The 12,359-nt window shown below is 61.0% G+C and carries 11 protein-coding genes; 3 read left to right on the top strand and 8 right to left on the bottom strand.

Features of this window, described 5'->3' with window-relative positions:
* Window positions 1–23: 23 nt before the first annotated feature.
* The 3 genes from LC094_RS12360 to LC094_RS12350 all read left to right on the top strand — a co-directional run bounded on the left by LC094_RS12360 (window position 24) and on the right by LC094_RS12350 (window position 1,581).
* Entirely contained in the window at window positions 24–557 is a 534-nt protein-coding gene (locus LC094_RS12360) for a hemerythrin domain-containing protein (RefSeq protein ID WP_226553103.1), read from the top strand.
* Between the two features lie 71 nt (window positions 558–628).
* Window positions 629–1,042 carry a hypothetical protein gene (locus LC094_RS12355; RefSeq protein WP_226553102.1) on the top strand — a complete coding sequence of 138 codons (414 nt, stop codon included), beginning with the start codon at window positions 629–631 and terminating at the stop codon, window positions 1,040–1,042.
* 83 nt (window positions 1,043–1,125) lie between these two features.
* A complete protein-coding gene (locus LC094_RS12350) occupies window positions 1,126–1,581 on the top strand; it encodes a hypothetical protein (RefSeq protein WP_226553101.1) in 456 nt (151 codons plus the stop codon).
* Window positions 1,582–1,661: 80 nt separating this feature from the next.
* On the opposite strand, the gene glmM is transcribed toward LC094_RS12350, so the two are convergent.
* The 8 genes from glmM to LC094_RS12310 all read right to left on the bottom strand — a co-directional run bounded on the left by glmM (window position 1,662) and on the right by LC094_RS12310 (window position 12,354).
* Window positions 1,662–3,008: a phosphoglucosamine mutase gene (gene glmM, locus LC094_RS12345; protein ID WP_226553100.1), complete on the bottom strand. Its 1,347-nt coding sequence runs from the start codon at window positions 3,006–3,008 to the stop codon at window positions 1,662–1,664.
* On the bottom strand, window positions 2,998–4,029 hold the full coding sequence (gene folP, locus LC094_RS12340; protein WP_226553099.1) for a dihydropteroate synthase: 1,032 nt from the start codon (window positions 4,027–4,029) through the stop codon (window positions 2,998–3,000). The genes glmM and folP overlap by 11 nt, the downstream gene beginning before the upstream one ends.
* 1 nt (window position 4,030) lies before the next feature.
* Window positions 4,031–4,936 carry a dihydroneopterin aldolase gene (locus LC094_RS12335; protein ID WP_226553098.1) on the bottom strand — a complete coding sequence of 302 codons (906 nt, stop codon included), beginning with the start codon at window positions 4,934–4,936 and terminating at the stop codon, window positions 4,031–4,033.
* Window positions 4,937–5,086: 150 nt separating this feature from the next.
* Window positions 5,087–5,767 carry a cell wall hydrolase gene (locus tag LC094_RS12330; protein WP_226553097.1) on the bottom strand — a complete coding sequence of 227 codons (681 nt, stop codon included), beginning with the start codon at window positions 5,765–5,767 and terminating at the stop codon, window positions 5,087–5,089.
* Between the two features lie 207 nt (window positions 5,768–5,974).
* Window positions 5,975–8,530, bottom strand: coding sequence for a putative PEP-binding protein (locus LC094_RS12325; RefSeq protein WP_226553096.1), 2,556 nt, complete (start codon window positions 8,528–8,530; stop codon window positions 5,975–5,977).
* Between the two features lie 124 nt (window positions 8,531–8,654).
* Window positions 8,655–10,883: a glycine--tRNA ligase subunit beta gene (gene glyS, locus LC094_RS12320; RefSeq protein WP_226553095.1), complete on the bottom strand. Its 2,229-nt coding sequence runs from the start codon at window positions 10,881–10,883 to the stop codon at window positions 8,655–8,657.
* Between the two features lie 2 nt (window positions 10,884–10,885).
* Window positions 10,886–11,413: a DUF6446 family protein gene (locus LC094_RS12315; RefSeq protein WP_226553094.1), complete on the bottom strand. Its 528-nt coding sequence runs from the start codon at window positions 11,411–11,413 to the stop codon at window positions 10,886–10,888.
* Window positions 11,410–12,354, bottom strand: coding sequence for a glycine--tRNA ligase subunit alpha (locus LC094_RS12310; protein ID WP_226553093.1), 945 nt, complete (start codon window positions 12,352–12,354; stop codon window positions 11,410–11,412). The genes LC094_RS12315 and LC094_RS12310 overlap by 4 nt, the downstream gene beginning before the upstream one ends.
* Window positions 12,355–12,359 lie beyond the last annotated feature (5 nt).

The following is a 12,359-nucleotide window of genomic DNA, read 5'->3' as shown; positions in this document are numbered from 1 at the left end:
ACCCTGCACACGAAAGACAGGGGTTGCCCGAAGAGATGCAGCTCCTGCTTCGGGAGTATCCGCGCGTGACCTGGCCGGATCACCCGAACTTCGCCCGCTCTGTCCAGAAATGGATGGGCGCTCATGACACATTCCGGGCCTTGTCCTCCTATATCCGGGAGGACAGCGAGGCCTTTCTGGACAAAAAGATGGAGGACCAAATTTATGCGCAAAAGCTCGCGAAATACGGGCACATCCTGCTCCAGAGCCTGCACGGGCATCATACGTGGGAAGACCGTCGGTTCTTTCCCGAGCTTGGAGCGGCGGAAAGCCGTCTGATCACCGGGCTCGATATGTTGGAGACGGATCACGAGGAGCTGGATGGCACGCTGGACGATTTCAAACGTGTCTCCAATCGGGTTGTGCAACTTGCGCAGCTCTCCCCGCCCGACATGTATGACGAGACCGGCACGGTGCTGCGTCACGCCGAGGACATCGGCGCGATCCTCAATCGACATCTGACGGATGAGGAAGATCTGGTGGTGCCGATCATCTTGCACCACAAATTGCGCGGTTGACGGACTGCGATGAAAGGGCGCCTTGCGGGGCGCCCTTTTTCATGCGCAGGATGCGCGCAAAGGAGTGCCCCATGACCAACCCCGAGCATGACGACCACATCCCCGCCGATCTGACACCAGAGAACGAACACGAAGTCCTCGATGAGCGCGCGCGGATGTTCACCCTTGGCTTCTGGAAAAGCCTCTTGGCCGGGCGCGAAGGGCTGGGCGACACGTTTTGGGCCGGGAATTACCTCGCTGCGCTGTTTTTCTTGCCCCTGATGGTGCTCCTCTTCACCATTGCCTCTTTTCTTCCGTCTCTCTCCTTCCTGTTATCAACGTCTTTCGTGGCCTTGGGGGTCTATTTCCTGTTCGTCGCCCGCGCCGTTTGGCTCGCCAAGCCCAAAGGTGACACAGGTCTCGGGTGGAGGATCGTGGGCGTCATCTGGACCCTGATGAACGCCGGCATGTCCTTGGCCTACGCGCCATTCACCGGCGGTGCATGATCTCGCAATTGCCCTGACAGGGCCTTAATTCGGAGCCGTTTTTTGTTCAAAACGCCGAGAGACACGCCAAATCCATGAGACCAATGCAGATCAAAGCCCTTCTTGCCGCCCTTCTCCTGACCGCCACGCCTGTTTTCGCGGACGGTCTGGCCCCCGATTACGCCGTTCTCCCGCTGGCGTCGCATCATTATGGCGACTGGGGCGAGGACAACGGCGATGATTTCAACGAATTCAATCCGGGGCTGATGTTCACCTGGGCGGAGCGTGCCTATGGGCTGAATTATACCGTCGGCGCCTATCGCGACAGCCGTTCGGACACGTCCCTGCATGTATCGGCGGCGAAAATGTGGAACATTGGCGAGCATGCACAGGCCGGGATTGTCGGCGCCTATATCCACTCCTTTGGCGAGGGTTACACCGGCTTTGCGCCCTCAGTGCAACTGAATTACAAATCCCTCTTCCTCAACGCCGCGACAGGCTATGACGACGATATCTATGGCGTCATCTCGACCGGTTTCATCATTCCGCTGGGTCGCTAAACGCGTAGAATCCTTGTCACGAAGCACAAAAGGCGGCCCTAAAAGCCGCCTTTCTTGTCTCTTTCGAACATTTTCAGGGTTTACTGCGTTGCGGCCTTCACTGCCGCCACGACATCCGCGACCGCCGTATTCAAAACGCTCTCGCTCACGCTTTCGGCCATCACCCGGATCAGAGGTTCTGTGCCGGACTTGCGGATCAGCAACCGCCCGTTGCCGTTGAGCTTGGCTTCCGCCGCCGCAATCGCCGCTTTGACGCCCGCATCATCCAAGGGCTTTTGCCCCGTGCCATACCGCACGTTCTGCAAAAGCTGCGGCACCGGCTCGAAGACCTGCGTCAGCTCGGAGGCTTTTTTGCCGGTCTCCACCATGGCCGCTAGGAACTGAAGCCCCGCCAGCAAACCATCGCCCGTGGTCGCGTAATCACTCATCACGATATGACCGGATTGTTCGCCGCCAAGGTTAAAGCCCCCTGCCCGCATCCGCTCCACCACATAGCGGTCGCCCACGGCGGTGCGCTCCAACCGCAGGCCTTCCGCCTCCAGAAACCGTTCCAGCCCGAGGTTCGACATCACAGTCGCGACCAAGGCCCCGCCAGACAGACGCCCCTGATCGGCCCAGGCCTTGGCCATCAAGCCCATAAGCTGATCGCCATCGGCCACACGGCCCGTCTCATCCAAGATCATCACCCGATCCGCATCGCCATCGAGACAGATGCCGACATCCGCACCATGGGCCACCACCGCCTCGGCGGCGGTCTGGACATAGGTCGAGCCGCAATGATCGTTGATATTCTTGCCGTTGGGCGCCGTGCCCACCGGGATCACCTCTGCGCCCAGCTCCCAAAGCACCTCGGGCGCGGTGCGATAGGCCGCGCCATTGGCACAGTCGATCACCACTTTCAGCCCTTGGAAATTCATCCCCCGCGGCAGGGTCGATTTCACCCGCTCATTGTAGCGGAAGCGTCCGTCGTCGATGCGTTTCGCCCGACCGATATTTTGCGCCTGCGCGGGTTCGACACCCTCTTCCATCAGCCGCTCGATCTCGCTTTCCGCCTCATCCGACAGTTTGAAGCCGTCGGGGCCGAAAAACTTGATGCCATTGTCCTCGGCTGGGTTGTGCGAGGCGGAAATCATCACCCCCACATCCGCGCGCATGGAGGTCGTGAGCATGCCCACGGCCGGCGTTGGCACAGGCCCCAAAAGAAACACATTCATGCCCGTCGAGGTGAAACCCGCCGTCATCGCAGTTTCGAACATATAGCCCGACAGCCGCGTGTCCTTGCCGATCACCACACGGTGCTCGCGCGAGCCGTCGCGCCGAAAATAGCGTCCGGCAGCGGCCCCGAGTTTCAACGCCATTTCAGCGGTCATCGGATGGCTGTTGGCGCGCCCGCGCACCCCATCCGTGCCAAAGAATTTACGCGTCATGACTGTCTCTCCTCAAACCCATTACCGCCTGCCACAGAGCAAGCGCCTGTTTTGCCTCTTTAAAATCATGCACCCGGTGGATTTGCACACCCTGCCCAAGCGCCGCCATGGTCACCGCCAAAGTGCCCGGCGCGCGGTCTTGGGCCACGGGGGCCTTGCCGATTTTGCCGATAAAGCCTTTGCGCGACACGCCCAACAGGATGCCGCAGCCCAGAGCATGGAACAGCGAAATCCGCACCAAAAGCTCCAGATTATGCTCGACCGTTTTGCCAAAACCGATGCCGGGATCGACGAGGATCTGCGCACGCGAAATGCCCGCCGCCTCGGCCAGTTTGATACGCTCTTCGAGGAAATCATACACATCGAGCAACACGTTGTCGTAGCGCGGCTCAAGCTGCATCACCTCGGGATCGCCCTGCGCATGCATCAGACAGACCGGCGCGCCCGCTTCCGCGCTCACACGCGCCAGATCGGGGTCATGGGTAAAGGCGTAAACGTCATTCACGAGACTTGCGCCCGCTTTGAGCGCGGCTTCGGCCACCGGGGCTTTCCGTGTGTCGATGGAGATCGGCACAGCGCTGATCTCACGGATCGCCGCAATCACCGGCGCGGTGCGGGTGATCTCTTCGTCGATGGCAATGTAATCCGCGCCCGGACGGGTGCTTTCGCCGCCGATGTCGATGATCTCGACCCCCGCCGCGATCATCTCTTTGATTTCGGCCAGCGCGGCCTCGGGGCGGTCGAATTTGCCGCCATCGGAGAAACTGTCCGGCGTGACGTTGAGAATGCTCATCACCGAAGGCGTGTGGAGATCGAGCCCCGCCATCGGGGCGCGGGTGGAGGTCAACCGCGTGCGGGTCTCATCGGACAGCGCAGAAACAGGCAAAATCTCCGGCGGCGCGTCGCGACGCAGGCGTTCGACATGGGTGAACCAGCACCAGCCGCCCGCCAGCGTCAACGCGCCCTCGGGCCGCGCCAGATCGCAGCTCGGGATCGGACGGTCATAGAAGGGCTGCACCATCTCAGGACAGCTCCACTGCCGTATGCGCGTCGCGGCACTCGGCGCCTTTGATTTCCACCGCACCGAGACTTAGAATCTTTGTCGCGGAGAGCTCTTGCGCCAGCCAAGCCACCATTTCGGCGATGTCGCCTTTCGGGCCATGCACCGCGTCGAGCACCATTTTCGACGGCGCCCAGACGGAGATCTGATCGTGTTTCATCGCCCAATCCAACTCGGTCCGGGTCGCACGCACGACACAGCGGGGGTCACGCCCGGCCAGAACCCAGGCGTTTTGCTCAATCGCCAAAAGATCGATCCGCCGCTGCGCTGCCTTATGCCCCGCCTCGGGCCAGTCGCCAGAGGGCAAGCCAACGGTCAGAATGACAGGCCGCGGATCGGCCTCAAGCGCGTCGATCCAGGCGGTGAGCTGCGCGCTCGCCAAAGCCTCCGGCCCCAGATGCACGATCAGCGGATGCGGCACGGGGGCCTCCATCGTCTCAGCATGTCCGATCTGATCCGCGCTGCGCACGATCTCGACACCAAGCGCGCCGGGTCCCCGGTCGAGCTTTTCGACCCGCACAAAGACCCGGAAAGCACGTGGCTCAGCCAGAATGCGTTCAGCAATGCGCTCAGCAAGGGTTTCCAGCAGGTTGAGCCGCTCGGCCTCCAACTCGATATGGATCGCCTCGGTCAGCCGGTCATAGGACAGGATGCGGTCGACATCGTCATCAATCGGGCCGGTCACCGGGGTCAATTCCACAACGATGTTGAAAGACACGCGCTGGCGCACGCCGCGCTCGGCCTGAAAAGCGCCGATTTCGACATCGACCACATGGTCGCGCAATGAAATCCGGTCGAGCGGCATGGCATCCGAGGTCGCAAGCGCGCGCGCTTCGGGGTGCTCAAAGGCCTGTCTGATCTCGGACATTGACGGTCCCTTCTTGAAACTTTGGCCTTTGCTACAGCTTTGGCGACGATGGGCCAAGACCCAATCGCCCGGCGCACAGGCCCACCGCTGAAATGGCAAAACCCCGCCGTTTTCCCGGCGGGGCCTGAAACAATTCCGTGATCTGAGGCGTTAGGCCTGCGGCATCCGGTAGAACATGTGAACGCCGATCTGCGCGGTTTTCGCGAAAGCGCGCGCCCAACGCGGGTTTACGGCGCGGGTGTGATAATGGGTTGCCCCCTGCGTCAGCGTGCGCGGTGCGCCGTCGATCATCAGCTTGGCCACTTTGGCGACCTGATCCCATGCGCCCTTTTCGCGCACGACATCGGCATAGCCATCGCAGGTATAGGTGAACTGACACTGATATTTGCGGCCCGTGCCCTGATGCACCACACCGCAGACCGTGTTCGGGAAGGCGGGAGAAGAGACGCGGTTGAGGATCACCTCGGCCACGGCAAACTGGCCTTTGACGCTTTCGCCGCGCGCTTCGAAATAGAGCGCTTCTGCGAGGCACTGCCATTGCTCACCGCCTTCGGCGGCGGGTTGGCTGGCGAGGAAGTCCTGCGTGTAGGAGATCGTCGGCGTGTTGGATTTCGGCTTGAAGCTGGCCAAGAGACGCTCGATCGCATCTGCATCGACGTTTTCAAGACCGTCGCGCTCCTGGTTCAACAGCGCGTTCAACTCGAGCCCAAGCACCGGGTTCGGATCGTTCGAGTGGCTCACCGTCACCTCTGCACGGGACTGGCCCGGAAGTGTCGATACGCCGAGCGTAACCACAAGCGCGAGCGCCTTGAGCTTAGCTGGGATTTGCATAGGGTTGCCCCTCCATTGCGCCCCAGATTGCGGGGCCTCACGGGTGTTTTCGGAGCGGGGGGATAGGTCAAATGTCCCAAAAGGTCCAGCCCAGGGCCCCAAGCCCCCTTTCTGGACAGTCAAGAGATAAGCAGCAAAGCGCCGGAAAACACCTGCAAACAGGCCATCATCCGCCTTTATTTTCAGCGCCTTGTCATAAGAATGTGACTATTTTGCACCGTAGGCGACAAGCTGCGCAGCGGCGAGGCGCGCCACGGGCACACGGAAGGGCGAACAGGACACGTAATCGAACCCAGCGGCCCGACAAAAGGCGATAGATTCGGGGTTACCGCCGTGTTCACCACAAACCGCAACCGTCAGTTCAGGCCGCGCCTTGCGCCCCCGCTCAGCGCCGATTTTCAACAACTCCCCTACGCCTTCGAAATCGAGCATGTGGAAGGGGTCTTCGGGGAAAACGCCCTGTTGCACATAAGAGTTCATGAACCGCCCCGCGTCGTCGCGCGACAGGCCATAGGCCATCTGGGTCAGGTCGTTCGTGCCAAAGGACAGGAAAGCCGCGCTTTGCGCGATGTCGCCCGCGCGCAAGGCCGCGCGCGGCGTTTCCACCATCACGCCCAGACGATAGGTGAAATCCGCCCCCGTCTGGTTGCGCACCGCCGCCGCCACGCCGTCGATCTGGGTTTTGACCAGTTCGACCTCCCGTTTGGCCGAGACCAGCGGGATCATGATCTCCGGCACCACCGGCGCACCGTGTTTCGAGGCCTCAATGGTGGCTTCGAAAATCGCGCGGGCCTGCATCTCGTAAATCTCAGGGAAGGTGATGCCCAGCCGCACGCCGCGCATCCCCAGCATCGGGTTGAATTCCGACAGCCATTCGATCCGACGGGTCACATCGGAGAGCGGCAGATCAAGCGCCTCGGCCAGTTCCTTCGCACCTTCACGGTCCGAGGGCAGGAATTCGTGAAGCGGCGGATCGAACAGGCGGATACAGACCGGAAGACCTTCCATAATGCGGAAAAGCTCAATAAAGTCAGATCTTTGCATCGGCAAAAGCCGCGCGATTGCCTCGGCCCGATCTTCGTGGCGCGAGGCGAAAATCATCTCGCGCATCACCGTTAGCCGGTCACCCTCAAAGAACATATGTTCGGTGCGGCACAGACCGATCCCTTGCGCCTTGAAGTCCCGCGCCATGGCGGCATCTGCGGGCGTGTCGGCATTGGCGCGCACCCCGATGTCACGGATCGCATCGGCCCATTCCATCAGTTGCAGATACCAGTGATCCTTCACCGGCGGCAGCATTTTGACCGCGCCCATAAGCGCCTCGCCAGCAGAGCCGTCGAGCGTCAGAATATCGCCCTCTTCGAGCGTGCGCCCATCAGACAGCGTCAGCGTGCGTTCGCGCGCGTTGATCCGCATCGAGGCCCCGACCACACAGGGCACCCCCATGCCACGCGCGATCACCGCCGCATGCGAAGTGACCCCGCCGCGTTCGGTCAGAATACCGACGGAAGAATGCATGCCGCGAATGTCCTCGGGCGTGGTCTCTCGCCGCACGAGGATACAGGGCTCGCCACGCGATTCATAGCTCTGCGCCACGCTGGAATTGAACACGATCCGACCCACGGCACCGCCCGGCGAGGCAGCGATGCCTTTCGCCACGACGTCACGTTTTCCTTTAGGATCAACCTGTTGGTGCAACAATTCGGTCAGAGAGCGGGCGGGCACGCGGGTGATCGCCTCTTCGCGCGGGATGATGCCATCCTCGGCCAATTGCACCGCGATGCGGAGGGCCGCACGCGAACTGCGTTGCACCCGCACGGCGTCCAGCACCGAAAGCCTGCCGTTTTCGATGGTGAACTCGACCTGCATCTCTTCGCGCAGGCGCACGCGGCAGAGTTTCGACATCTCGACGAGCGCCTCAAACAGCTCTGGCTGCGCCTCCTCAAGGGAAGGCCCGCGTTTGTCACGGGTCAGATAGAGCGCTTCATCTGCGTCAAACTCACCAGTGTTGACCGCCTCGCGGCCTTGCGACTGGCGTTTGTAACGGCCTTTGATCAGCGACGCGCCGGTGTTCGAATCCACCAACTGCATCACCCCTGCCCCGCTTTCGCCCGGCCCCAGCCCCAAGGACATGGCCTGCACGATCAGCCCAAGCCCGGCGTCCGCAGGCGCGCCTTTGGCCTGACGCAACAGCCGCGCCGTTGTGCCCTCCCAAGCCCGCGCCATGGAGCGCAGGACCTGACCCAGCTGATCTGCGGGATCTTGCGGAAACGGCTCGCCGGTCTCGTCCTCATGGGCATCGAGCGCCGCTTTCAGCGCCTCCGCCACGGGCATAGACGTGTCAAATTCGAACAATTCCGGGTCAAGACGTTCGACATGCACCGCGAAAGATTGCACAAATCGCAAGTACAGCGTGTCTGCCGCCTCAGAGCCATGGCTCTGCGTCAACGCCGCGTGACGCTCATCGTTCATGCCGATGTTGAGAATGGCGCCCGGTCCGCCCCAATCGGGGTCCTCGGACGAGGGCCGAACAGTGAGCAAAGGCGCATCGCCAAACACACGCAACAGCGCCTTTTTGTCGAAGCGATACCCCTCGGCGAGGCGATGCACGGCGTCAAAAGACAGGGCAACGGTTTCCGGCACAGGCAGATCAAGACGGATCAGGCGCTGCAGGCATTTCGCCCGCCCGCCATGGGTATCTACCGCGATCGGAGCGACGCGGCGGATGCGGGTGAACCCAAGGATATCACTCTCTTGCTGCACTGCGGCACCTCCCTGTTGCGGCACGCTACGCCTCTAGGCCGCGTGAGCGCAACCGTTAACCGTAACGGCGCGGAGATTTCGTCCGAAACCGTTGCCGCTAAGGTAACACAGCAACGGTCTCAGGTCAGCTTTCGATCCGGGTCAGGTCCGCGACCGAGAGACAGATGTCGCGAATACGGCCCAAGAGGTTCAAACGATTGCGACGCACGATGTCGTTGTCGGCATTGACCTGAACCGCCTCGAAAAACGCATCGACTTCCGGGCGCATCGCGGCCATGGCAGACATGGCGGAGGTGAAATCCTCGGCTTTCATCGCCGGTTTGATCGCCTCTTCCGCCGCATCGAGAGCGGCAAAAAGTGCTTTCTCTTCCGCGACTTCGGCAAATTTCAAATCGGGTCCGAAGCTATATTCGACACAGTCTTTTTCCTCGGCTTGGCTGAGGATGTTGTTGGCGCGTTTGAACCCTTGGATCAGGTTGGTGCCATCTTCGGTGTCGAGCATCGCCTGCAAGGCGCGGGCACGTTTGACCAGCAAAGTGATGTCGTCATTGCCCTCCATCGCGAGACAGGCGTCGATCACGTCGTGACGGATGCCTTCGTCTTTGAGGAAGACTTTCAGACGGTCGTGGAAGAAGGACAAAAGGTCCTCGGAGGTGTCAGGAACATTGCCAGCCGCCTGTTTCACCGCGTCTTTTTGCGCGTCGGAAAGCTTGTCGGCAATCGCATCGAAAGCGGCGCCGAAGACCCCGTGTTCAGCAATCTCGTCGAGGATTTCTTTCAGCGTATCGATGATCCCGTCATTCTCATCGGCCTCTGCGATCTTGTGCAGCACGAGCTGGCTGTCGATGAACCGGTCGAGGTGCAGACGCACATCATTGGTGATCAACAGGCGGATCACACCGAGGGCCGCACGACGCAGAGCAAAGGGGTCTTTCGAGCCAGTGGGCTTCTCGTCGATGGCCCAAAAGCCGGTCAAAGTGTCGAGTTTGTCGGCCAGAGCGACCGCGACAGAAACCGCTTCGGTCGGCACATCGTCGGAGGGGCCAAGCGGAGAATAGTGATCACGGCAGGCGTCGGCCACGGCGTCGGACAACCCGGCTTTTTGGGCGTAATAGCGGCCCATGATGCCTTGCAACTCCGGGAATTCGTAGACCATTTCAGAGCTGAGATCGGCCTTGGCGACTTTCGCAGCCACCCCGGCCTCAGCGGAGTCTGCCCCCACGATGGGCGCAATCTCTTCGGCGAGCGTCGCGATACGGGCGATGCGGGCGGCCTGAGAGCCGAGTTTGTTGTGGAAGGTGACGTTGGCAAGGGGCGCGGACATCGCCTCCATGCCGTCGCGTTCCACCGTGCGCACGTCGTTTTCCCAGAAGAATTTCGCATCCGACAGACGCGCAGACAGAACCTTTTGGTTGCCCGCGAGGATGGTCGCGCCGTTGTCCTTGGTCTCGCGGTTGGCGACGGTGACGAATTTCTCGATGCGGCCCGTTTTGGGATTGCGCACGGAGAAGAATTTTTGATGTTCCTTCATCGAGGTCTGCAACACCTCGGGCGGCAGGTCGAGGAAATCGGCACCGATCTCGCCCAAAAGCACAACCGGCCATTCGACCAGCCCCGCAACCTCGGCCAAAAGACCTTTGTCCTCAACGACTTCGAGACCCTGCGCAAAGGCCTGATTGGTGGCGTCGTGCCAGATGTGATCGGCGCGCTCGGCACCGTCAAGGACGACGAAATTCTGTTTCAGCTTGGTCGCGTAATCATCAAAAGACGTCACTTTGAAGCTGCCGGAGGACATGAAACGATGCCCCCAGACCGTGTTGCCGGAGGTGATGCCGTCGATGTCGAGGGGCACAACTTCGGCGCCATCTTCACGCGTCATCAGGCAAACGATGGAGTGCAGCGGACGCACCCATTTGAGGCTCCCCGCGCCCCAGCGCATGGATTTCGGCCAGGGGAAATTGCGCACGGTGGCCTCAAGCACCTCGGCCACGATCTCGGCGGCCGGACGGCCCGGCTTGGTGATCTTGGCGAAATAGATCTGACCCTTTTTCTCGTCGCGGATTTCCAACTCGTCTTTCGTGACACCGGCCCCCCGCAGGAACCCTTCGAGCGCTTTTTCCGGCGCATCGACGCGCGGGCCTTTGCGCTCTTCGACGGTGGTCGGCGAAGCGTCCAGAAGACCCTCGATGGACAGCGCCAGACGACGCGGCGTCGCGAAGGCGCCCGCGGAGGCATAGGTCAAACCGGCCTCGACCAGACCGTTCGTCACCAGAGATTTCAGATCCTCGGCGGCACGTTTCTGCATGCGCGCGGGGATTTCTTCGGAGAAGAGCTCGATCAGCAAGTCAGCCATAGTCAGTTTCCTTCAGCAGCGGGCGGACAGCCCACGGGTGTGGGATCGCCGTCGAACACGGCATCGCCACAGCGGTTGATCTGGTTCCAGGCAAAGCCGCGGCCATCGGGGTAGATGGCGACCACACGGTCGATGCCATAGGGAGAATTCTCTGCGCCCAAGAAGGCGACGGCCCGGCCCGCCTCAAGATCGGCGCCAATCACGCCTGCGTCGAAACAGTCGAACCATTTCTGCGCCACCAGAGGAGCCGCGTCCTCATAGGGCTGAAAGGTTTCCGTCATCATAGACAGGGACAGGGGCGTGGTGAAACAGGCGCGGAATTTGATCGGCGAGGTGTCGGCGTCGATGCCTGTGAAATTCTCGGCCAAGATGTCCTCAGACAGGCCTTCAAAGGTGGTCACCGTGACGGACGCCGCCGGCGCATTGGCCGGGATCGGTTTGTAATAGGCGTAGACCTGCGAATAATAGAGGCCAGCGCCGAACACGAGTGCGGAGATCACGATACCACCTGCGACCAGTTTGCCATTCATGCGGACTCAGTCTCTGCTTTCCAGCCGCCCGCCTCGGTCAAAACGAAGGCATCGGCACAGGCTTTGGCCAGCGCGCGCACACGGCCGATATAGGCCTGACGCTCGGTGACGGAGATCACGCCGCGCGCGTCCAACAGGTTGAAGATATGCGAGGCCTTGATGCATTGATCATAGGCCGGATGCGCCATGACAATGCGTTTGCCGGTCTTGGGATCAATATGCTCTTGGTCGAGAATGGCGTGGCATTCTTTTTCGGCATTTAAGAAATCCGACAGAAGTTTCTCGGTGTTGGCCACGTCGAAATTGTGCCGGGAATATTCTTCCTCGGTCTGTTTGAACACATCGCCATAGGTCAGCGCGATCGGCGCCTGCGGATCGTTGTAGGGCATGTTCATGACGTGATCGACGCCCAGAACATACATCGCCAGACGCTCGAGCCCGTAGGTCAGCTCGCCAGACACGGGATGGCAATCGTGGCCACCGACCTGTTGGAAATAGGTGAACTGAGACACTTCCATCCCGTCGCACCAGACCTCCCAACCGAGGCCCCAAGCGCCCAGCGTGGGGCTTTCCCAGTCGTCTTCGACGAAACGAATGTCGTGCAGCTCGGTGTCGATACCGATGGCTTTGAGAGAGCCGAGATACAAATCCTGCAAATCCGGCGGCGACGGTTTGATCAGCACCTGATACTGGTAGTAATGCTGCAACCGGTTCGGGTTCTCACCATAGCGCCCGTCGGTCGGACGGCGCGAGGGCTGAACATAGGCCGCGGCCCAAGAGTTCGATCCCAAAGAACGCAGCGTCGTCGCCGGGTGAAAGGTCCCCGCGCCCACTTCCATGTCATAGGGCTGCAACACGGCACAGCCTTTCGCGGCCCAATAGGCCTGAAGCCTCAGGATGATTTCCTGAAAGGAACGCGGTTTATCTACAGTCTCGGACATGGGAC

The organism is Celeribacter naphthalenivorans (assembly GCF_020524585.1).
Taxonomy (GTDB): domain Bacteria; phylum Pseudomonadota; class Alphaproteobacteria; order Rhodobacterales; family Rhodobacteraceae; genus Celeribacter; species Celeribacter naphthalenivorans.
Note: the sequence above shows the minus strand (reverse complement) of the source record. Positions and strands in the feature narration are given on the sequence as shown.